Annotated in this window: 18 protein-coding genes and 3 pseudogenes; 6 read left to right on the top strand and 15 right to left on the bottom strand. The window is 60.7% G+C overall.

The window, feature by feature from the left end; all coding sequences use genetic code 11:
* Nucleotides 1-118: 118 nt before the first annotated feature.
* Nucleotides 119-397 carry a DNA -binding domain-containing protein gene (locus FXB38_RS08505; protein WP_148750439.1) on the bottom strand — a complete coding sequence of 93 codons (279 nt, stop codon included), beginning with the start codon at nt 395-397 and terminating at the stop codon, nt 119-121.
* Between the two features lie 211 nt (nt 398-608).
* Here FXB38_RS08505 and FXB38_RS08510 point away from each other — a divergent pair, with 211 nt between their 5' ends.
* Nucleotides 609-836: a helix-turn-helix domain-containing protein gene (locus tag FXB38_RS08510; protein ID WP_148750511.1), complete on the top strand. Its 228-nt coding sequence runs from the start codon at nt 609-611 to the stop codon at nt 834-836.
* A gap of 104 nt (nt 837-940) precedes the next feature.
* On the opposite strand, the gene FXB38_RS08515 is transcribed toward FXB38_RS08510, so the two are convergent.
* Nucleotides 941-1,261, bottom strand: coding sequence for a DUF736 domain-containing protein (locus tag FXB38_RS08515; protein ID WP_007605948.1), 321 nt, complete (start codon nt 1,259-1,261; stop codon nt 941-943).
* Between the two features lie 395 nt (nt 1,262-1,656).
* Between FXB38_RS08515 and FXB38_RS08525 the strand changes: the two are divergent.
* Nucleotides 1,657-1,803, top strand: a pseudogene (locus tag FXB38_RS08525) (DUF736 domain-containing protein); the annotation flags it as partial.
* A gap of 13 nt (nt 1,804-1,816) precedes the next feature.
* Here FXB38_RS08525 and FXB38_RS08530 read toward each other — a convergent pair.
* The 6 genes and pseudogenes from FXB38_RS08530 to FXB38_RS08555 form a co-directional block, all read right to left on the bottom strand.
* Nucleotides 1,817-2,299 (bottom strand): hypothetical protein, encoded by a 483-nt coding sequence (locus FXB38_RS08530; protein WP_148750441.1) that lies wholly within the window; start codon nt 2,297-2,299, stop codon nt 1,817-1,819.
* 135 nt (nt 2,300-2,434) lie between these two features.
* Nucleotides 2,435-3,358 (bottom strand): DUF2493 domain-containing protein, encoded by a 924-nt coding sequence (locus FXB38_RS08535; protein ID WP_148750512.1) that lies wholly within the window; start codon nt 3,356-3,358, stop codon nt 2,435-2,437.
* A 331-nt stretch (nt 3,359-3,689) separates the two neighbouring features.
* Nucleotides 3,690-4,751: a DUF7146 domain-containing protein gene (locus tag FXB38_RS08540; protein ID WP_148750442.1), complete on the bottom strand. Its 1,062-nt coding sequence runs from the start codon at nt 4,749-4,751 to the stop codon at nt 3,690-3,692.
* A 372-nt stretch (nt 4,752-5,123) separates the two neighbouring features.
* Nucleotides 5,124-6,461, bottom strand: a pseudogene (locus FXB38_RS08545) (methylase); the annotation flags it as partial.
* 182 nt (nt 6,462-6,643) lie between these two features.
* Nucleotides 6,644-8,758: a ParB/RepB/Spo0J family partition protein gene (locus tag FXB38_RS08550; RefSeq protein ID WP_148750443.1), complete on the bottom strand. Its 2,115-nt coding sequence runs from the start codon at nt 8,756-8,758 to the stop codon at nt 6,644-6,646.
* A 107-nt stretch (nt 8,759-8,865) separates the two neighbouring features.
* Nucleotides 8,866-9,816, bottom strand: coding sequence for an ArdC family protein (locus FXB38_RS08555; RefSeq protein ID WP_148750444.1), 951 nt, complete (start codon nt 9,814-9,816; stop codon nt 8,866-8,868).
* A 462-nt stretch (nt 9,817-10,278) separates the two neighbouring features.
* Here FXB38_RS08555 and FXB38_RS08560 point away from each other — a divergent pair, with 462 nt between their 5' ends.
* Complete coding sequence (locus FXB38_RS08560; protein ID WP_148750445.1) at nt 10,279-11,316, top strand: IS110 family RNA-guided transposase; 1,038 nt, start codon at nt 10,279-10,281, stop codon at nt 11,314-11,316.
* Between the two features lie 508 nt (nt 11,317-11,824).
* On the opposite strand, the gene FXB38_RS08565 is transcribed toward FXB38_RS08560, so the two are convergent.
* The 3 genes from FXB38_RS08565 to FXB38_RS08585 all read right to left on the bottom strand — a co-directional run bounded on the left by FXB38_RS08565 (nt 11,825) and on the right by FXB38_RS08585 (nt 14,424).
* On the bottom strand, nt 11,825-12,034 hold the full coding sequence (locus tag FXB38_RS08565) for a hypothetical protein (RefSeq protein WP_148750446.1): 210 nt from the start codon (nt 12,032-12,034) through the stop codon (nt 11,825-11,827).
* Nucleotides 12,031-12,255: a hypothetical protein gene (locus FXB38_RS08570; RefSeq protein ID WP_148750447.1), complete on the bottom strand. Its 225-nt coding sequence runs from the start codon at nt 12,253-12,255 to the stop codon at nt 12,031-12,033. Before FXB38_RS08570 ends, FXB38_RS08565 begins: the two co-directional genes overlap by 4 nt.
* 735 nt (nt 12,256-12,990) lie before the next feature.
* Nucleotides 12,991-14,424 (bottom strand): IS1182 family transposase, encoded by a 1,434-nt coding sequence (locus FXB38_RS08585; protein ID WP_148750449.1) that lies wholly within the window; start codon nt 14,422-14,424, stop codon nt 12,991-12,993.
* A gap of 158 nt (nt 14,425-14,582) precedes the next feature.
* On the opposite strand from FXB38_RS08585, the pseudogene FXB38_RS08590 reads away from it, so the two are divergent.
* A pseudogene (locus FXB38_RS08590) lies at nt 14,583-15,624 on the top strand (IS110 family RNA-guided transposase).
* 364 nt (nt 15,625-15,988) lie between these two features.
* Nucleotides 15,989-17,392: a transposase gene (locus FXB38_RS08595; protein WP_148750450.1), complete on the top strand. Its 1,404-nt coding sequence runs from the start codon at nt 15,989-15,991 to the stop codon at nt 17,390-17,392.
* 512 nt (nt 17,393-17,904) lie between these two features.
* Here the strand turns inward: FXB38_RS08595 and FXB38_RS08600 are convergent.
* The 4 genes from FXB38_RS08600 to FXB38_RS08615 all read right to left on the bottom strand — a co-directional run bounded on the left by FXB38_RS08600 (nt 17,905) and on the right by FXB38_RS08615 (nt 20,273).
* Nucleotides 17,905-18,948, bottom strand: a complete 1,044-nt coding sequence (locus tag FXB38_RS08600) for an IS110 family RNA-guided transposase (RefSeq protein WP_148750451.1) — start codon at nt 18,946-18,948, stop codon at nt 17,905-17,907.
* Between the two features lie 149 nt (nt 18,949-19,097).
* Nucleotides 19,098-19,280 (bottom strand): hypothetical protein, encoded by a 183-nt coding sequence (locus FXB38_RS08605; protein WP_148750452.1) that lies wholly within the window; start codon nt 19,278-19,280, stop codon nt 19,098-19,100.
* 134 nt (nt 19,281-19,414) lie between these two features.
* A complete protein-coding gene (locus tag FXB38_RS08610) occupies nt 19,415-19,936 on the bottom strand; it encodes a thermonuclease family protein (protein WP_148750453.1) in 522 nt (173 codons plus the stop codon).
* A 16-nt stretch (nt 19,937-19,952) separates the two neighbouring features.
* Nucleotides 19,953-20,273, bottom strand: coding sequence for a hypothetical protein (locus tag FXB38_RS08615; RefSeq protein ID WP_148750454.1), 321 nt, complete (start codon nt 20,271-20,273; stop codon nt 19,953-19,955).
* 168 nt (nt 20,274-20,441) lie between these two features.
* On the opposite strand from FXB38_RS08615, the gene FXB38_RS08620 reads away from it, so the two are divergent.
* Nucleotides 20,442-20,708, top strand: coding sequence for a hypothetical protein (locus FXB38_RS08620; protein ID WP_148750455.1), 267 nt, complete (start codon nt 20,442-20,444; stop codon nt 20,706-20,708).
* Nucleotides 20,709-20,713 lie beyond the last annotated feature (5 nt).

Consider the following 20,713-nt stretch of genomic DNA (forward strand, 5'->3'; position numbering starts at 1 on the left):
CTATGAAGCTTGGGATTGTTGCGGAAGTCACCAATTATGCATCGCGTGATGCCTGCAGGCGATCACGCGTCAGCAGAGAAATCTGTTCTCGGGTGCGAAGTCTTCATGACCGATTTTACTATTTAGGCGCGCCGCCGCGAAGCAAGTCACGGTAGCCGTGGTCTGCCATCCATTTTGCGCGGGTCAGATGACTATCAAACGCATTGCGGGCGCGCGCCGGTTCACGATCCGCATCGATATGCAACACGATCCGGGTCACCTCTTTCCAATCTGCGCCATCGGCTTCGGCATCAAGAAGTCGCCAATACGTCACGAGATGCTGTTCATCATAGCCCGTCAGCACCGGATCATCCGGAGCTGCATCGGCGACATCAGGATCGAGTGGCGGGGTGTGCATGGCTGCTACCAACACCTCCGTTGCTCGAAATATGTCCCTGCCCTTGGGATCTCCACACAACTACCATAGTGTCATCTGCTCCAGCAAAATTCCTCATAGTGACCAGTCCAGTTATTGAACTCGCGGCACGCGCCTGCCGCCTGACCGATCGCTTTCTTCCGCGTATTATAACACGTAGCGCCGAAATACGCGATTGCTTCCTATCCTGCGGATGGATATTCGCAAGGTCTTTGGAGCAAATGCGCGTCGATTTCGTTTGGGCCTAGGCCTAAGTCAGGAGGCCGTTGCAGAACGTATGGGCGTGGATCGCGCCTTCATCAGTAGCATGGAGCGAGGGCTGCAAAACGTCACCCTTCTTACAATGTGGCAAGTTTCTCAGGCGCTTGAAGTTCGACCTGCAGAATTGCTTGACGAGAAACTGTCGAAGATTCGTTCTTGATTCTTGTTCCCACGCAGCGTGGCAGGGAGCGGTTTGGCAAATAGAGTTCAAAAAGAGAAGAGCCCCGCCCGAGCAGTTCGGGCGGGGCTTGGCGGTAGTGAGCCTCACTCTCCGTTCTTGCGAGGCCGCGACCAGAGCAAGGTGTAGCCTTCGCCGCCTTCCTCATCGAACAGGTTCGCGTAGATCGGCGCGTTGAACGAGGGGTCGTCGAGCTTGAGCGAGAGGTAGTCGCGTCCCTCTTCGGAGCGCTTCGACCAGGCTGCCCCGATCTCCGCCCGGCCCACATAGATGCGGTGGCTGGGAGCGTTGTCGTTGGAGCGGTTGGTCTCGGCGACGATGCGGACGCCCTTGGCTTGCAAGCTCAGGGTGATGATCTCGCCCTGGAAATCGTTGCCGACTTTTTTGAAGGAACCGATGTTAGCCATGTCACTTCTCCTGTTGTGTTTCGAGCCCGCGACCACCGCGGCCTCGATGGCGATGGACAGGCCGAGGACGATCGGCGACGCACCCGCTCGCGGGCCGGAGCGCAGCGGAGGACGCCGTTGGAGCGACTTTCTTGCCTCGCGAGGAATGGGCGAAGCCCAGGGGAAGAAAGTCGCTCCAACGGCGTTGCGGCTCAGACGATCGAGGCGCAGCCGGTCTTCGGCCAGATCAAGCCATCAAAGAGGCCACGTGCGTCCGCGTGCTGAACCGCAATCTCGGAAGAAGACTTGGCGAATCTCGGTTGTGCTGAACAAGAGGTCGGTACGGTTCGGCGCAGAAAGAGAAACAATTTGCCGCAAAGGGCGGTATCGTCCCGGCAGGAATGATCGAGCGCGGCGCGCCGCTCCACCGCAGCTATGTGGGCCAGACAGGCACTGGTAGGGCTTGCTTAAAGCGCTCCGATGAGGGACGCGGCTACCTCTCACTCAAGCTCGACGACCCCTCGTTGAACGTGACGCCCTGCGCGGTCTTGCTCGACGGATGATGGCGACGAAGCCTCACCGCTCGTGCGTGGCGGCTGTGAGAACTGGTCGAGGCATATTCTCCACCAGCCCGCCCGACTCCAACGGGCGGAGCTCCGCGAAAACGGTCAAGCGCGTCCATGCCGTGCCGCCGATGCAAACCGCACCCAGGCAAGCGAAGGCCTCGCGCCAAGCCAGCGAAGGCACCCCGATCTGTGACAGGGCAAACACCACATGATAGCCAGCGACGGCCGCAGGGACGGCGAATGCGGTTGCGATCGTTACGCGCAAGGTCAAGGACCTACTAACGGCGACGACGACCTGACCAGCGGCAAGCGTCAGCGTGCCAGAAGCAATTCCGATAAGCAGTGCGCCGAAGACGCCCGTGCCATCACGAAATGCCAACATCCCGAAACTGAGTGCGACGAAAAACGGCAAAACATGGACCGCTAGCGCAAAGATCAGCCTGCAGAACAAGCCTATGCCAACGGCGTTGAGGACAAGCCCAAGGACAAGCATGGCGGTGGCTCCATGTGAAACATGTACCGGTCGCGCCTACCACCACCACCACGGCGCGGATTCGCACGTAAAATCGAAACGAGGCGGAGTTGCGGCGTGCAGCTCCATCTTGTCTTGAGGCGAGCTAGACGGCGCTCACGCGCCGCCGAACCTCCAAACCGGGATGCCGAGCCGCTTCGCCTTGTCGGCGAGGTTGTCCTGTATCCCTGTGCCTGGGAAGTGCATGACGCCGATCGGCAGGAGTTCGAGCATGGCGTCGTTGCGCTTGAACGGCGCCGCCTTAGCGTGTTTCGTCCAATCGGGCCTGAATGCGATCTGTGGCACCTTGCGATTGGTCGCCCATTTCGAGGCGATCAGTTCAGCGCCTTTCGGGGAGCCGCCATGAAGGAGGACCATGTCGGGGTGCTTGGCATAAACCTTGTCGAGGCGATCCCAGATGAGGAGGTGGTCATTGAAGTCGAGCCCACCGGTGAGTGCGATTTTCGGTCCTGGTGGCAACATGACCTCAGTCTCGGAACGACGCTTGGCGGCGATGAAGTCGCGGGAGTCGATCATTGCCGCGGTGAGCGTTCGGTGATTGACTAATGATCCCGACCGAGGACGCCAAGCTGAACCGGCGTGGACCTCAAATCGTTCGATGGCCTGATCCCGGAATAGCTCCAGGCAATTGCGACGCTCGATCAGCGAGATGCCTTCGGCCGTCAGGCGCTCGAGTTCGACCGATCGCACTTCCGAGCCGTTCTGCTCGCGCTGGCTCTTATGCTGCGTTTGCTCGTTGTCGTCGAGCTGCCGTTCGATGCGGTCGACGGCACGATGGAACAGATTGACGGTCGACCAGAGCAGATCGTCAAGGTCCGGTTCAAGCCGCGTCTCGCGCAGGGTCGCAACCAGGGCGTCAAAGATATCGACCACGGCGCCGGTGATCATCTCGCCTTCGGGGAGCGGTCTTGGATCGGGCTGGTCGTCGAAGGGACGATAACCGAAGAGCTGTAATTCGGTGAGGACGTGGTCGGTCGGAGATGTAGCGTGCGGCGGTTCGATGTCGTCATGGTCGGTCATGGGAAGAGGTCCTTTGCCGGATCGGCTGCGACCATCGCGGCCTTCGTGGCGATCCTCTGACGGCAGGCGGAACGGGCCAGAACCCGACAGGGCCGAAGCGATAGCGGAGGATGGCGAAGGCCGGCTATTTTGCTTCGCGATGCAAAGCGCGCTGGCCACATGGACAATGTGTCTTTCCATCGCCGGCGCGCGGCGGAAAATAGCCGGACGCAGCCATTGCCGGCCCGGGCCGCTTGCCGTCCGATCGCCCTCTAGAAGGCCGAGGTCGCGTCCTCTTCCGGTATTGGCCTCGCTTATGACCGGCCTATCAACGTCGATCGAAGACAGGGGGCTATTCCACGGCCACCGTCGACGAATGCAGGAAGCGAACGATATCCTCTGGCACAAGCTGAAACCGCAGGGCTGCTCGGAGGGCATCGAGACCGAAGACATGCAGATCTTCGTTGAAGTCGCCCAACCGAGGTGACAGCGCGATCGCTTCAATGCCGGCGTCTGCTGCGCGCTGGCTGAGAGTCGCCTGCACCGCATGGCCGGCGGCATCGGCGTCGCGGGCGATATAGAGCCGGCGAAGGCTCGACGGCAGGAACATGGCCGAAAGGTGATTGGCCGAAAGCGCAGCCGCCATTGGCATCGTCGGCAGCACGTAGCGCAACGAAAGCATCGTCTCGATACCCTCGCCAGCAGCGAGCACGTCATCCACGGCGCCGAAGCGAACGGCATTGCCAAGAAGGTCACCCATGGCCCGTCGCGGTGTATCGATCGGGGCTTTGCCGAGCCGAATGCGATCAAAGCCGTCCGGGTCGAGCCAGGTGCGGTGTGCGCCGGTGATCCTGCCTTCGAGATCCGTGACGCAGGCGATCATCGCCGGCCAGGTCTCGGTCGCCAGGTGTTCATCGGGCCGATAGTAGCAGCGCGGATGGAAACGCAGACTGCCATCATAGTGCACACGGCCTATCCCGCGACGCTGCAAATATGCCTCGACCACGGTCCCCTCGATCGGTTGCGATATAGCAAAGAGCCGTCTCGCCACCTCTTGCGATCCAGCCGGTGCTAACGGACGAACGGGTTTCTGGACGAGTTCCGGTTCAGTACGAGGCAGCCTCAGAAAGCGCCTCGCCTCCTCGGCGACTTCGCGGAATTCGCGCAAGCCGCAGGTTTCGCGGATGATGTCGAGGAGATCGCCATGTTCGCCAGTTGCGGCATCGGTCCACTTGCCGGCGGGTCCTTTCCGTGATTCCTGGAGCCGCACGAACAACGAGCGGCCCGGGGTGTTGTGGACGTCGCCGACTAGCCAGTACCGCCCCTCCCGCTTCCCATTGGAGAGATAGTGTCGGCAAACCGCCTCGGCCTCGCGCGCGAGGCGGCGTGCCAGTTCGGACGCATAGCGGGGCATCAGGCTGCCTCCCGCTCACTGGCACGCTCGACTGGATAGCGGTAGAGCACCTTCGACAGGATCTCGACACCGCTCGCGTCCGTGGGCACAAACATGCGCAGCTTCCAGGAGATGATCTCTCCAAAAAGGCCATAGGCCCGCAAGCGATCGCGCATCGTGTCGTTGAAGCCGGACAATTCGATGCGCTGTGCGCCCATCACGCGGACGCGACGAAGCTGGAGCCCCTCCGCAAGCTCGAGGACGGTCCGTCCCTCCACGAGCGCGGCAAAGGCAGCGTCCGGCGTCAACACCGGCGCGTCCGCTGTAAGGACGTTCGCGACCCAGGTCGCCGAGACCTTGCGGCCGATAATCCGCTCGCCCGCGTCGGTCTGCATCCGCCACGACATTGGCCGGCAAGTGTGGCGGATAGGACGGCTTCGGCGGCGCAACCGAGGCCATCGCGGCGGACTGCACGAGCTTGGTCGGATGCGCATGCGCGCCCGGAATACGGATCGCCTGCAGCGCGTATTCCTCATAAAGCGCGTCGGTCAGTCGAGCGCCTTCCGGCGGTATCCCCTCGACCATCTCGTAGGTGAGTTCGACGCCCTCTGGCGCGCTGTCTCCCGAAGTGGACGATGAGCTGGGTGCAAAGGCGCCGGCCCGCCGCGACGTCGCGGGGCGTCTGATGACGTCGACCACGACAGGGGTGGCAATGGGCAGCCTCGGCGGCACGTACTGGGTCACCCAGTCAAGCAAGGTGGCGACATCGCCGGCCATGCCTAGCGAGGGCTCAAAGACCTTCGGATCAGCAGCAGGCTGCTTGTCAATCACGAGCAGCCTTGTGTCGGTCTGCGTTCCGTGTTTCGCATAGACCGCGCCGTCGATGGCGGCAGAAAACACCACTCGCCCGCGCTGCTGGAGGCGAATGAAGGCATCTCGCCATACCGGATTATCCGGCGCAAGGCTCGCGCCGGTGATGGCGACCAGACGCCCGCCGTCGCAAAGACGCGCCAAGGATGAGGCGATGTGCCGGAAAGCCGCGTCCGCCATCCGTCGATCGACGTTCGCCAATGCCGAGAACGGCGGGTTCATCAGGACGACGCTCGGTACGACACCCGCATCGAGGTGATCATCGATCTGGGCGGCGTCGAACCGCGTGACCTCGACGTTGGCGAACAGTTGGTCGAGCAAGGCCGCCCGGGTCCCGGCCAGTTCGTTCAATATCAAGGCGCCGCCCGCGAGCTCGGCAAAGATGGCGAGCAGGCCGGTCCCCGCGGAGGGCTCCAAGACCCGGTCGCACGGCGTGACCCCGGCCGCGGTGCATGCGGCGAGCCCCAGCGGGATCGGCGTGGAGAATTGTTGAAGGGCCTGGCTGTCCTCGGAGCGCCGTGTGTGGGTCGGCAGACAGCGCGCGATTCTCGCGAGCATGGGCAGCATCGCGGCCGTCGAGCCAGCCTTGGTCCGGATGGCCGGGCCGAACTTGCGAAGGAACAGAACGGTCGCCGCCTCGCAGACATCATAGGCGGTCTTCCAGTTCCAGACGCCAGTGGCGTCCGAAGCGCCGTAGGCAGCTTCCATGGCGCTGCGCAGGACAGCGGCATCGATGCGACGGCCCCGCTCGAGATCAATCACGAGCTGTCGCGCAGCCCTGACGGCGGCGGAGGTGAGACTTGCAGTGGCATGCATCGAGAGCGGCGCGGCGGCAGCGCCGCTGGCGAGAGATTCGGTCATGACAGGGTTCTTTCGGAGAGCAGGAAGGGGTCGAACCATCAGGCGCTCTCCTTAAGACCCGACGGCTCAAACCCTTCCCGGCCCGGCTCTCCCTCTCAGCCCTCGCCCATAAGAATGGGGACCGGCGCGGCGCACCGGTCCCCAAGCAATTGTGGACGGCGGGAGCCATCCCGTTCTAGACGTCATTCAGCCGCGTCGAGCTGTTGCGGATCATCGTCGCCCGCGTTGTCCCGATCCTCGTCATCGGCGAGGAATTCGGGCAGCGGGCCCGCTTCACTCTCCTCCATTGACGACGAGGTGGCGCCGACGAGACGCAGCGGCTCTGGCAACCAGCCCGCACCGTCGAGAAGACGCTCAGCCTCCTTGGCCATGTCGGCCTTCTTCAGATGGTCGATCAATTGCGCGGACGATTCGCCCTTGGCTTCCCGCACCGCCTCCAGAATGCGCGGCTTGGTGACCCGGCCGAGATAGTTGTCGACGGAGGGTCTCCAGCCAGCCTGAACCATATCCAGGATGACAGCGCGGGCCAGGACATCGGCTTGGTCGAGCCGGGTGCGGACGCCGTGGGCGGAGACGCGACCCTGATTGTAACGGTTGGCCGGCTCATGGACGGCGTTGACCGCAAATGACGCACAGTGAGCGAACAGTGATGCCTGTGCGGCGCCGTCCAGGGCCGTGAGCGCATCCCAGAGATCGTTCTCTCCCTTCGGCAACCGTGCCTTCCAGGACTCATGCCGCGCCTCGACGGCCTTCGCGGACGCGCTTTCCCTCAAGCCAGGGGCTTGAGCCGGAAAGGTCGGCGTCCGAAGTCCGATCTCAAGGCAGCTTCCGGACGATGCGAACCGGTAAAAGGCCGTCAGCACGAAGTTATGCAGCACCGCCTGGAAAGCGATCGCAGGATTTTCTGCCAGCGCATCCCGCAACGCCAGCGTGCGATGCGCTGTCAGCTCAGTGATCAGCCGATCCGGCAGAGGTTTCGTCGCGTCCTCATCATCTTCTTCGGGATCAGTAGCGGCGCCGGCCACTGCGATGACTGTGCGCTGGACGGAAGTATCAGCCGCCTTCCGGTCGATGGACTTTGCATCACTGTCCTGCCCGACATCAGGATCGTCTGCCGACAACTCGTCCTCCGGCCGGACGTAACCCCGATCCACCGAGAGGCGCCCTTCGGAATCCATGCTGACGAAGACGCCAGCGCGGGCAATCTCGGCCGGATCGTAAATCATCGGCCGGTGTTCGAACGCGGCCAGTACCGCCTCGATTTCGCCGAGACGCTCATCGACCTCATCGGGCAACTCGTCGGCATTCTGATAATCGGATTCAAGCTTGGCTTGCTCGGCGTTGAGTGCGTCGATGGTGGTCTGCTCCTCTGGGGAGAGATCGACAGGTTTGCCCTCCAGCTCACGCAGGCCCTCCGTGTGGCCGTAGGGGAATTCGACGGCGAGCGAAATCCACTTCCAGCCTTCGGCTGCAATCGTCTCGGCTTCGGCTTTGAGCTTTCCTGTCACGAGACGATCGAGCAAAGACACGTCCTGGAGCCAGCCGCCATCATCGTGCTCGAACAGATCCCGCAAAACGCCGCCACCAGCCTGCTCGTAAGCATCCAGCCCAATAAACTGAACGCGGCGATCGGACGCGCGCACAGTATTTTCCGTGAGCATTCGCCGGATCTGATACGGTTCATCATAGCCGGATCGGCTGACGTTCTCCCAGACCTGCTCCTGCCTGGCGTGGTCGGCGGTAACAGAGAAGGCCATGAGTTGCTCGAGAGTCATGCCGTCTTCGGCATAGACGTCGTGGAGCTTTGGCGACACGGACGCCAGCCGGAGCCGTTGCTTCACGACGGCCGGTGTCACGAAGTGCCGGGCAGCGATATCCTCCTCGGACATGCCGGCGCCACTCAAGGTCTGGAATGCCCGGAACTGATCGAGCGGATGAAGCCCTATCCGCTCGTCATTCTCTGCAAGCGAGTCGTCTTCAGCTATGCCGCCCTCGCGCACCACACAAGGAACTGCCTGCGTCTTTGCCATCCGCTTCTGCTTTACGAGAAGCTCCAGCGCACGATAGCGCCGGCCGCCTGCCGGCACCTCGAACATGCCGGTCTGATTGCCTTCGGCATCCACAACCGCCCGCACGTTGAGACTCTGCAGGAGAGTACGCTGCACGATGCTTTCGGCAAGTTGCTCGATGGAAATGCCCGCCTTCACACGCCGGACGTTGGACTGGCTCAGCACCAGCTTGTTGAACGGAATGTCACGTGAGGGCGACAGGGTGATCTTTTCGACAGCCTTCGTCATATCGATTCTCCACGACGGGCGGCCGGGAGCCTCTCTCTCGGCCTCCAACCCGTCGCGGAAACGCCCCTGCCCTCTCACTCTCGCGCCCGCGGCCACCGAGCAGATCGTCACGCCGCCTGCTGGTCCTCCGTCGTCATGTCAACTAGGGGTTCTGGGAGGAAGCCAAGGAGATAATCGGCGACCTTGCTAGCCTGGGAAGCGGCCCGGATAATTGCACGATTGTCCTCGCGCAGCACTTCCAGCCACGAGCCGATATAGTCGGCGTGCCGCACCGTGGGCACGATACCGAGGGACGCGCAACCGAACGCAGACGAGATCTCCGCAACCAACTCCTCAAAGGCATACTTCTTGGTACCGTAGCCGCCTGAAAGGTCACGGTTGAGACGTGACGAATGGCCGCTGGCATGCGCCAGCTCGTGGAGGGCCGTTCGATGCCAATTGATCGGTTCGAAATAGGCTTGCGGTGGCGGCACCTGCACATAATCTTCCGTGGGCACATAGAAGGCGCGGTTGCCGCCGATGCGGAAGTCGATGCCGGTCGCCTTGATCAGATATTCGACCTGCGGCTCGATCAGGCCTGGCAGCGGAGGCGGCGCCGTTGTTGCGATCTCTGCAGGCAAGCCGTCGCATTGATCGCAGTTGAAGACCGTAAAGCGCTTGAGGAACGGAATGGCCTGCGCCTCCTCACCGCTCTCGCTCGCGCGGCGTTTTTCGTCGACCGGCACAAAGCGGTCGGCATAGACGACGGTCGTGCCGCGCTCGCCCTTGCGGACGTGACCACCGAGCGACAGCGCTTGGCGGAATGTAAGCCAGCTCTGACCGGTGAATGCGCGCTCAGTGGCGGCCCCCCAGAGGATTAGAATGTTGATGCCGCTATATGGACGGCCGGTCGCGGCGCTTTTCGGCATGGCCAAAGGCGCCTTCGCCGCCGCGGTGCCCCAAGGCTGCACCCACGGCACTCGGCCAGCCTCCAGCTCGGCGATGATCTTGTTGGTGATGTCGTCATAGAGGTTTGCCCGGTCCTCACCGGTGCGCGCCCGAGAATATTGTCTGGACATCGCGGATCTCCGCGACGGGCGCCGCGAGCCTCTCTCGCAGCCTGTAACCCGTCACGGCAAAACCCGGCCGACACTCTGACTCTCGCCTCTACCTGAGAGAATGCGAAATCTGCGACGCAGCCCGCCTTCCATCGGGTGTTCATGGGAATTGCGTTGAGCTACCTAGGGCCGCAGGCCCGACCAGGCGTGCGCCAGGGGCGCATCGCCTCGATGGAAAATGGCACCCGGAGAGCGTGAGCATAGCGACCCGAAGGGGCACGCGGGTCCGAGTGCAGCGACGAGACCGGTTCAATAGCGGCACCCGGGAACGGGGCAGTGATAGCGATCGCCGCAGGCGAGCCCCTTTTCCGAGTGCCCCCGGCGAGGAGCTCCGCATCCCTTTGCGCGAGCTGGGGTAATCCGATCCCGGCCACTCGCTAATCTTGTGCTGGGGTTGATTCGGCCCAGCAAAGGAGACAAGCGATGGCCCTGTATGTCGGACTGGATGTTTCACTAAGAATGACGTCGATCTGCGTCGTCGAAGCGGATGGCTCGTCGGTATGGGAAGGCAAAGCCGAAAGCGAGCCGGTCGCGTTGGTAACGGTGCTCTCGCCTTGGCGAGACAAAATTGCTCTCGTCGGCATCGAAGCTTGTCCGCTTTCCGAATGGCTTTACGGCGCATTGGTTGATAGTGGGTTTCAGATCGTCTGCATTGAGACCCGGCATGCACAGCGCTTCTTGTCCTCTCGTCCTAACAAAACCGACCGCAGCGATGCCCGCGGCATCGCTGAGATGATGCGCCTCGGACACAATCGATCGGTTCATGTGAAAAGCAAAGCGTCACAGTTGCTTCGAACGATCCTGATCGCGCGCAAGAAATTCGTCGATCACATGCTGGCGATCGAAGACACAATCCGGGGATTGATGAAGGTGCATGGATTAAGGTTTGGTGCAGTGCACCGAAGTCGGTTTGCGGCGAAGGTCGAAACTCTGCTGGCGGATGCGCCTGACTTGCGTATGGCCATCGAGCCACTGCTCGAAGTGCGCAACATGATGCGCAAGCACAAGGCCCTTATGGATCGGCAGCTTTCGCAAATGGCTCGCAAGGATGATGTTTGCAGGCGGTTGATGACCGTATCCGGCGTTGGTCCGCTCGTGAGCCTATCGTTCAAGGCGACGATTAACGATCCAAACTGGTTCAAGGATTCCAAGGCCGTGGCGGCGCATCTGGGATTGACCCCTCGCGCTTATCAGTCGGGTGAGATTGATCGCTCAGGCAATATCAGCAAGTGCGGCGACAAGCTGATGCAGCATGCGCTCTATGAAGCCCCGAACTCGCACATGCGGATTTCTAAGAAGTGGTCGAAACTTCGGGCCTGGGGTGTCAAGCTCGGCAAACGTATCGGGTCCAGGAAAGCGTGCGTGGCGGTTGCCCGCAAACTGGCGATTATCATGCATCGGATGTGGGTCGAGGAAACGGACTTCCGTTTTGGAAAGCCGCCTGTGACCCAACCCACATAAGGATCGTCCCGGCGTAACAATCTGTTCTGCCGAGGACGTGGGGAGGGTCAGTCCGTTTCGATCCCTGTGCGGTGCTCAAGCACGCGCTGTGAGCTTGGGCGACCTAACTCGCCGGACCCCATCATGGAGCATGCCATAGGCTGACTCCGGACAGAAGCGCGGGCCAGGCAGTGGTGGATTGCGGATAGCCGCATGATGCGGCAACGATCGTTACCCGAATGGGCGGAGACACCGGCGAGCGGTGGCTCCGGTCGCGGATCGATGCCCGAGACTAGAGCGTGACCGACCGAAGGGCTGGCCGCCCAAACATCCTTTCTCAGTTTGCCCCAATAGCAAACATCTGGAGGATTTAAGCGGAGGTCCGAGAAGGGCCCACTTCCGGACTCATGCACCGCAAACAAGGACTTACTCGATCGGCAGGGCTTGCTGGCTATCGAACGGTCCCAGTCAGTAGTTGCAGCCTTTGGGATTAAGCGGTTCAACGCAACCGGGGAAGCGGCTTTTCACCCTAAGCTCCCCTGCCATCCTGTTTGCCGATCACGCAGCGCCAGCCCGCCGGGCATTCTGCCGGATGCAGGTTCATCCACTCGGCGAGCTGCGTCGCACCCATCAGACAAGACTGCATCGAAACGTCGGCGAAGTCCGAGGTGGTCACGGTCTGCTCGTGGTAATTTGCCGGAGAGGAGAGACCGCAGAGCACAGCGATGATCTTGATCACGACTGGAGAGCCCCATCGCTGCGATGGGCATTTGCCCGGATGATCTTGATGGCTTTGGCCACCGTGCGCGGATGCAGGCCTAGCGCGTGAATCACTTCCTTCTTCTTGCAGCCGAGATTGCACTCGAGGTAGCCGCGCACACGCTCGACGTTGAATGCCTCCAGCTCCTTGGAGCCGGGGCGCAGGTTCAGCGCTTCAATGGTACAGAATTCGGGGAACATGTTTGAAGCTGCCCACCCGGTCATGCACGCAATTCGCGTTCAGCGCTAGCAGCCGATCGGGCGAATGCTTTGGCCGCATCAACATGCCAAGCTTTCTCAGCACGCCGCTCGTAGTCGTCGGCAAGGGCCTTAAGCTGACCCGCAATCGCTGAGTCGGTCATGGTTTGGGCTGCACGGAGCAAAGTCCGTGCTGTCTCTAAATATGCCTTGCCTCGTTGTGAGATCTGGACCATCACAAAGCCCTCGCGCGGTTCTCTGGCAGCTGGTTGAAGGTGATCTGGAGCCAGCCCACCCAATTGCGGTCACTTTCCCTGCGAGCTCTGAAGCGATCGACGCACTTCTTGGAACAAAGAGGCGTTCGCCACGAGTAGTGCCGGACGAGACCGAACTTGCCATCACAAACTGCGCATCGCGCGGCACCGCCAGATCTAAGACTTTCGGAGCAGTTGGGCATTGTACTCTCCTCTTGGCTTTATCGCAGCTGTTCGTCGATCATCCTTTTTTCACTGTCGCACTTGATGAGCCTGTGCGCGTTTCCAACGCATGCAGCCTAAGACGATCACGATCAGCAGCTCAATTGAACGTAGGTAATCGTCCGGCATCTAGATGGGTGACGGAACAATACGAAGGTTTAGGGCGCTCCCCCTTAAAGCCGACCACTTCCGCAATGGGTCTTGGTCGTGTAAAAACGGTGCCTAAGGGTATCTGGCCCGGAAGGCAGGAGACACGCAGTTCTTAGGCCGCGATCGCAGCGATCAGCGGCTTGATCCCGACGATGTTCATGACCCTTGTTAGATTGTAGGCTAGAACCGAAAGAGCAATCTCGGCGGCTACTTTCGGAAGCGTTTTGGTCAGGAAGTGTGTCGCGCCCATGCGGGCCTTCATCGTGCCGAACGGATGCTCGACGGTCTCGCGACGTTGACGCATAGCCATCGGGGTCGCATCAAGGCGCTGCTGCACAGCATCGAGCAGATGCTCATGCTCCCATCGAGGAATCCGCCGCTCCGGCCCTGTCGTGCACTGGGATCTGAGCGAACAATTTTGACAGGCTGTGGTCCAGTAGCGCCTTATCCGCTTGCCATCTTCCTCGCCAGTAAAGCGATATGGCAGTTGCTCCCCAGCCGGACAGTGATAGGCGTCTTTCTCCGGTAAATAGACAAAGTCCTGCTTGCCGAAGCGCCCTTCTGACTTGGCGCTAGAAGTCATCGGCTTGGGCAGCGTCACCGTGATGTTGGCCTCGTGGCAAGCGAGGATCTCGGAGCTGCTGAAGTAGCCCCGATCGGCAACGGCCTCGAGAGTCTCGGTCTGCAGCACAGCCTTCGCCTGGTTAGCCATGTTGGCAAGTTGCGCCCGATCTGAACCACTGTTCGTTACCTCGTGCGCGACAATCAGATGATGCTCGGTATCAACGGCGACCTGCACGTTGTAGCCGACGACGCCAGACCCGCGGCCGCTCGTTGCCATCGATCGGCTGTCCGGATCGGTCAAGGATATCTGCTGGTCAGGCGAAGCACGAATCTGCTTCTCGTAGACGGCAAGCCTGCCCATCTCCTCCTTCAGATTTGTAAGCTTCTCATTCAGCCTCGTCACCTTCGCAGCCAGCGCCTCCGTCGGCTCCTGCCGGTCGGCCGTATCAAGCTGGCTCAAATACCGCGCCACACTCTCCTCCAACTGGGCACGCCGCCGCTCTACCTTTGCCCGCGTGAAGTTCTTATCCCGGACGGCCTTGAACTTACTGCCATCGATGGCGACACTCGCCGTGGCGAGAAGGCCTATCTCACGGCAAAGCTCGACGAACCGCGCGCAGACCTTGCGCAGCGCCAAGCCGTTGTCCTTGCGGAAGTCCGCGATCGTCTTGTGATCTGGAGCAAGCCGACCCAACAGCCACATCACCTTGACATTGCGTCCGGCCTCTCTTTCTAGCCGTCGGCTCGATTGCACCCGGTTCAGATAGCCATAGATGTAAAGCTTAAGAAGTACCGAGGGATGGTACGATGGCCGACCAGTCGCCGCAGGCTCAATTCCATCGAAACTCATCTCGGCCAAATCAAGCGTATCGACGAACACATCGATCACCCGAACCGGATTGCTCTCGTCAATGAAATCATCGAGGCATTCGGGCAACAGCGTCCATTGCCCACGATCCGCCTCTTCAACGAAGCGCGTCATCGATTCCTCCCGCAGAATCACGAGAGAATCATAACAGGGGCATGGCGTTTTTACACATGGGGTAATTCCGGGCTCGGAGCCATACTCAGGCTCTGGGAATCAGCTCTCCAGGAATCGACGAGGCCTACCTCAGGGCCTTGCAATGACGGAGAGAGGCAATGGAGCACTATGTCGGATTGGACGTGTCGCTGAAACTGACGTCGATCTGCATCGTCGATCGGACAGGAACGGTCGAGCGCGAAGGGGTGGCTGCGTCTGCCCCGGAGGCGATCGCAACGTTCATCAAACTGCACGCGCCACACGTCGTTCGAATTGGACTCGAGACCGGAGCAACGTCGACATGGTTGTGGACCGAGCTGAATAAGATCGGGTTACCCGTTATCTGCATAGACGCCAGGCATGCGAAGGCGGTTCTGAAGATGCAGATTAACAAGAGCGACCGAAATGACGCTGCTGGCATAGCGCGTATCATGCAATGTGGTTGGTACAAGGAGGTTTGCGTCAAAGACCTCGATAGTCATGCGACCAAAGCCCTTCTTGTCAGTCGAGCTCTGCTCGTCAAGGTCAAGCGGGATGTCGAAAATCAAATCCGAGGGCTCCTCAAGAATCTTGGGCTCGTCATCGGACGAGCAAAAGATGAATATGTTTGCTGTGCCCGCCGCGCAGTTGGCCAAGGATTCAGAGCTTTTTGCCGCGGTAGATCCATTGCTGAAGGCACGCGAGGCCGTCGAGCAACAGATTGTGGACCTTGACCGCAAGGTGCTGCGGCTGGCTCGCAATAATGCTCAAGTGCGACGGTTCATGACGGCTCCTGGCATCGGCCCGGTCACGGCCCTTTGCTTCCTTGCGACGATCGATGACCCCGCTCGCTTCAAGAAATCACGAAGCGTCGGAGCCTACGCAGGGCTAACCACCCGCCGATACGCATCCGGCGAGATGGACTGGACGGGCCGAATCTCGAAATGCGGCGACAAGATGCTGCGAAGTTACCTCCACGAGGCGGCCAATGTGCTGCTCACACGCGTAGCAAAATGGTCAGCACTCAAGGCGTGGGGCATTCTGCGGCTTGCGAAACGAAGCGGGCTACGCAAAGCCAAGGTTGCGGTTGCCCGAAAACTTGCTGTCATTCTGCATCGGATGTGGATCGATGGTACCGAATTTAGATGGTCATCAAAGGATGCTGCTGATCAGCCTGCATAAAGGATAACGAGTTCCCGCCGAATAGCGGGAGTGAACGTCCCCGCCGGGACGCTGGCGTTGGTGAGATCGCCCCTGGCTTTGCGGTGCTCGAAAGGGCAAAGCGCGCTTCACACATTGATCCGCCAACGTCGTCTTACGCCATCATGCGGAGGGCACGCCCCTACCGCGGAGAGAACCATGGACCCGGCAAGGATGTTCAAGGAGAGCTTGACCTCACGCCCGGAATTAGAGAACAGCCAGGGTCAAAGTGAGACCTCCGCGCTAGATCTTGGGGTGGCCGCTTCTACCCTAGTGTTGCAAAACTCCCGTTGAGACGACTCGCGATCCGTGATTCCTTTGGATAGGTCATCTGCGGGAGCGGCGCATGATGGGTCGTCGGGAAGGCGAGCAAGGACAGTTTTTCTATTCCTTTCATCTCGACAAGGTGGTCCCACCTGATCATCTGGTGCGGCAGATCGACGGTTTGCTCGATCTAGACTGGGTGCACAAGGAGCTAGCTCCTTATTACTCGCACACGGGCCGGCCTTCGATTGACCCGGTACTGATGATCCGGATGCTGCTTATCGGTTATATTTTTGCGATCCGCTCCGAGCGGCGGATTTGCGCTGAGATTCAGGTAAACCTTGCGTATCGCTGGTTCTGCAAGCTCGGCGTTGAGGACCGTATCCCCGATCATTCTGTGTTCTGCCGTGCGCGGAACGAACGTTTCCGAGAGAGCGACGCCCTGCGCCGGATATTTGAGGGCGTGGTGGCGATGTGCATTGGGGCCGGCCTGGTTGGAGGCGAAGCGTTCTCGATCGATGCGAGCCTGATCAAGGCGGATGTAAACAAGACGAAGCGGATCCCCGGCGACCAGCCGTTTTCGTGGCCGAAGGCGGAGGAAGCATCCCATGCGGTTCGCGAGTATCTCGTAGCTCTCGATGCCGCTCGCGGTCAGGAGGATCATGGTGGCGACGACGGTTCGGGCGAAGGCGGCCGGCGGCGCAAGCCTCCCAAGGAAGTCTCGCTTACCGATCCGCAAGCGACATGGGTTGCGAGGCCGGGCCTCGACCCATTCTTGGCCTACGATGCGAACTACCTGATCGACAACAAAGCCGGCGTCATCATCGATGCTGCGGGCAGCCGGGCGAACCGAGCCGTGGAGATTGCCGTCACCCAGACCATGGTGGAGCGTGTCGAGCGACGCTTTGACCTACGGCCCCGGACGCTCGCGGGCGACACGGCCTATGGCGCGGTCAGGTTGTTAAAATGGCTGGTGGATCGCAACATCGCACCGCACGTACCGGTGTGGGACAAGTCGGCACGACCCGATGGCACTTTTAGCCGTGCTGACTTCGTCTTTGATCAGGGGCGCAACATCTATGTTTGCCCAGGTGGCGCGGAACTGACCAGCACAGGCAATATCGATCAAGGGCATATCGTTTACTACAGGGCCAGCAAGAACGATTGCTCCCGCTGCTCACTAAAGCCGAAGTGCACGACCGCAACCGTGCGCAAAATTACCCGCGACCTTAACGAAGACGTGCGTGATCGTGTCCGCGCCTTGGCCAATACAGAAGCCTTCGAACAGTCGCGCCGCGAGCGTAAGAAGGTTGAGATGCGATTTGCGCACATGAAGCGCATTCTCAGGCTCGACCGGTTCCGGCTGCGGGGCTTGAGCGGCGTCAGGGACGAAGTCCTGCTCACGGCAACCGCACAAAACCTCAGACGGCTCGCCAAGCTTCTCTGTCGCGTCCCACCATCCCGGGCGACGATTTGCCCGGCATAGCATCACCTCGGGCGCAACTTCCTACACCGCAACCCCAACAAAGGAAGACCCAAACAACAAACCGCTAAAAACTCCACAGCGAAGCCCGGCAATGAGATCAGTCGAGTTTTACAACAGTATCACCCTGAAACCGGACGTTCCGGTCCCTGGAGAAAAGGGGCTTGACCTTGCAACTCGGATTACAGAAGGGATCGACGCCGCACGGCCGAGACACAAAGCGGCTCGGTTTATATGTGGACGGCCCCCGACTTGCAAGGATTGGCTCGGGCAGCATGCTCGGATCGCTTGCGCTCATATGTCCGGCCTATTTTCGGGTCTTGCGACCACTGGCCAAGATGGGCTTCGCGGACGGTGAGCTCCAAACACGAGAGCGGCATTTGCTGCCGGTAAACCGAGCGGAGTGTCTCACATGACCGGCTCGCGCCGAACGTACCACCTCTTCCTTTCCTGCAAGTTCTGGCCCCAGCGTCAGATCTGCCCGTCTGACGCCAAGCTCAATTTGTCGTTCAAGTCTATGTCGGCGTTGGCATCGGTACGGCGCTCGCAGGCCGGTACCGTTCGCCGCTGACCATCAGTTTCCAAGCAATCCGCGCCAGCTTGTTTGCTAACGCTATCGCCACCAGCTTCGGCGGCTTGCGCGCGATCATGTCTTTCAGCCAGGACCAAGGGCGACTCCCGCGTCGTCGCATATCCGCGATCACTGCCGTCGCGCCAGCTACCAAAACGGTTCGCAACATGCCGTCGCCGGCGCGGGTGATGACCCCGAGCCGATTCTTGCCAGCCGTCGAGTGATTCTTTGGCGTCAGGCCGAGCCACGCAGCAAAGTTTCTTGCCGACTTGAATCCGCGCGCATCTACGACCTTAATTGACAGCAGCGTCGCGCCGATCGGACCAATTCCTGGAATGGTCGCAAGTCTTCGGCTCATCTCGCTGCTCCGATGGAGTTGCATAAGCTTCTTGTCGAGCGTAACGATCTGATCATCGACGCGCGCCATTTCTGCAGCCAACGCCTCTATCAACTCCATCGCCAAGTCCGGGACTGTCGCATCAGCCCTAATATCGATCAGCAATTGCGGAAGCCTTGAAAGCCCCTTGGGCGCGGTAAAACCGAACTCTGCGGCGTAGCCGCGGATCGAATTGGCGAGCTGGGTGCGCCTGCCAATGAACTGGTTGCGTACACGAGTCAGCATCTGTGCGCCCTGCTGCTCGGGACTTTTGATTGGCACGAAGTTCTTCTGCAATTTCGGTCGACTCGGGGCTTCGCAAATCGCCTCGGCGTCCGCCGCATCGGATTTCCCACGTTGCACGTACGGTTTGACATATTGCGGCGGGATCATCGCCACCTCATGCCCCAGCGAACGCAGCTCCCTCGCCCAATAGTGCGACGCTCCGCAAGCCTCCATCGCGACAAGCGTAGGCGGCAAACGGCCGAAGAACGCTAGAACCTGGCCGCGTCTCAACTTGCGTCGCAAGACCGGCTGCTCCATCCCGTCAACGCCATGCAACTGAAATACGCTCTTTGACGTGTCCAAACCGATACGAACAATCGTTTCCACGGGCGGCTCCTTCGTTTGAGGTCATCGACGACCCATCCTGCCACGCAGACCGGCGGAAGGGGGCCGTCCACCCCAACACGAGAGCCCGGTGCGGCGGCAGCCGCACGCGCGCAGGCCGAGCAACTCCGCCATGACTTGAATCAGCGGACCTAGATTTCCTCGCGCGCATGCGTCTGCGCGTCATAGATCCTGATCCGAAGCATGGGAAAACGCCTCTTTAGTTCTTCGCCACCTGCCCTGGCGCCGTCTCTGGTTGCAAATTCGGCTTTGAGCCGGCCGTCCACTTCAAGCGCGTAACCAGAGGCCGGCAATTCACGGATAGCTGCAACCATTTCATTCCCATTGTGCGGTGAGGTGATTGGGAATGATGGGTAGCGTGAGTCGCCCCAACCGCGCCAGAGCTACCCGGCCCACGTGCGGTGATCGGCCATCGCACGTTGTGGATTGGCGCCTTGCTGGGATCGCATCAAGGATGGGCATTTGCATCATCCGAACAGGCGGACGGCTTTCCACTTGCGCGGATGCATGCACGATAAAGCCACGGCTCCACGTAGCTGCCCTTCCAGAGTCCTTGGCCGGTGCGTTCAGCCTCGCGCTGAGTTTCGTGATACCTGCCCTTCGAGTATTGGGGCCAATCCAACGCAAGACCGTTGCGTACAAGCCATTCACCGAGATCCCTGCCTGCGACCGAGCAGGTCGCGACCGTGCGGCCATACGGGTCGAGGCTGACTGGAACACAATTGACGGGACGGCGGGCAATGAAGGCGTCAAGGTCGTTGGCGGCCTGCGCACCACAACGATATTGTAAGCTGTCTTCGCCGCGGCACAGCTGGCTGCTTTCCGGTGCATCGATGCCCCAAAGCCGGATGCGCACGCCATGCATTTCCAGCGTGTCGCCGTCGATCACGCTGGCCTGTCCGACAAACTGATCGGCCAGCGCCGCGCTCGACAGAATGGCGAGAATCAATGCGACACAGGTTCGCCCCATTCCGATGACCTTGTAGCTACCGCAAATCTCGCGGACTGGATTCCGGCCAGCTCTCAAGTGGCTTCAGTGCCGGCGGATTCTTTGGCCGCTCGGGATAATGAAACTCTCTGTCGCGCAGCCAGCGCCCCTCGAAGCGAGCCCAGAGCAGAATCGCATCCATCTGCCAAGTGAATTCAAAGACCTTCCAGACGCCGTCATCCTTAATATCTTGGCCGGTCGCGTTGAATGCCAGGCCGCTCGGCCGGCAAAGCGCGTAAATTTCGTCCCAGCGCGCCCCCTTGGGATGAGGCAAAGGCGCTGCAGCGCGCTTACCAGACCTGGCGCTGAAAGTCGCCATGCGCGACGCGGACAAGGAAGACAAGATTGCTGCGTGGCTGGTTTTGCACAGGGGCAGCGGAACACGTGGACAAGCACCCGCCCCGTTGCTTTGGAATCCCTGGTCTGTGTTAGCAGCCGGAACGAATCGAGGGCCGCAAGATTCGTCCGTCGGGGAGGAGCGATCTTGATGCTGATGACCAAGGAGCGGCGGACGGCGATCCACACGGTACGGGGGTGGGCGATAGCCGTGCTGCAGGAGGCAGGCGCGATCCGCGAGTGTGAGTACCACGGCTGGATGCAGGACGGCGCAGATCCGCACGCCCGTGAGCGGGCGTTCGAAATCGCCCGCCAGCATCCGCCACTGGGCCTTTCGCCCGAGGCGGCCGCCGGCGCGATGACGGAGGTCTTGGACTCCTTCGGCGATACCTGCCCCGAATGCCCGCCCGAGGCCTAGGCAAC

Source organism: Bradyrhizobium cytisi, from assembly GCF_008123515.1.
GTDB lineage: Bacteria > Pseudomonadota > Alphaproteobacteria > Rhizobiales > Xanthobacteraceae > Bradyrhizobium > Bradyrhizobium cytisi.

Excerpts from the sequence above, each read along its gene's own strand:
- FXB38_RS08615 (WP_148750454.1), bottom strand. The coding sequence starts at position 20,273 with ATGGCGACTTTCAGCGCCAGGTCTGGTAAGCGCGCTGCAGCGCCTTTG.
- FXB38_RS08585 (WP_148750449.1), bottom strand. The coding sequence starts at position 14,424 with ATGACGCGCTTCGTTGAAGAGGCGGATCGTGGGCAATGGACGCTGTTG.
- FXB38_RS08555 (WP_148750444.1), bottom strand. The coding sequence starts at position 9,816 with ATGTCCAGACAATATTCTCGGGCGCGCACCGGTGAGGACCGGGCAAAC.
- FXB38_RS08610 (WP_148750453.1), bottom strand. The coding sequence starts at position 19,936 with ATGGGGCGAACCTGTGTCGCATTGATTCTCGCCATTCTGTCGAGCGCG.
- FXB38_RS08605 (WP_148750452.1), bottom strand. The coding sequence starts at position 19,280 with ATGGTTGCAGCTATCCGTGAATTGCCGGCCTCTGGTTACGCGCTTGAA.
- FXB38_RS08620 (WP_148750455.1), top strand. The coding sequence starts at position 20,442 with ATGCTGATGACCAAGGAGCGGCGGACGGCGATCCACACGGTACGGGGG.
- FXB38_RS08505 (WP_148750439.1), bottom strand. The coding sequence starts at position 397 with ATGCACACCCCGCCACTCGATCCTGATGTCGCCGATGCAGCTCCGGAT.
- FXB38_RS08535 (WP_148750512.1), bottom strand. The coding sequence starts at position 3,358 with ATGACCGACCATGACGACATCGAACCGCCGCACGCTACATCTCCGACC.
- FXB38_RS08570 (WP_148750447.1), bottom strand. The coding sequence starts at position 12,255 with ATGTTCCCCGAATTCTGTACCATTGAAGCGCTGAACCTGCGCCCCGGC.
- FXB38_RS08560 (WP_148750445.1), top strand. The coding sequence starts at position 10,279 with ATGGCCCTGTATGTCGGACTGGATGTTTCACTAAGAATGACGTCGATC.
- FXB38_RS08540 (WP_148750442.1), bottom strand. The coding sequence starts at position 4,751 with ATGCCCCGCTATGCGTCCGAACTGGCACGCCGCCTCGCGCGCGAGGCC.
- FXB38_RS08530 (WP_148750441.1), bottom strand. The coding sequence starts at position 2,299 with ATGCTTGTCCTTGGGCTTGTCCTCAACGCCGTTGGCATAGGCTTGTTC.
- FXB38_RS08595 (WP_148750450.1), top strand. The coding sequence starts at position 15,989 with ATGATGGGTCGTCGGGAAGGCGAGCAAGGACAGTTTTTCTATTCCTTT.
- FXB38_RS08510 (WP_148750511.1), top strand. The coding sequence starts at position 609 with ATGGATATTCGCAAGGTCTTTGGAGCAAATGCGCGTCGATTTCGTTTG.
- FXB38_RS08515 (WP_007605948.1), bottom strand. The coding sequence starts at position 1,261 with ATGGCTAACATCGGTTCCTTCAAAAAAGTCGGCAACGATTTCCAGGGC.
- FXB38_RS08550 (WP_148750443.1), bottom strand. The coding sequence starts at position 8,758 with ATGACGAAGGCTGTCGAAAAGATCACCCTGTCGCCCTCACGTGACATT.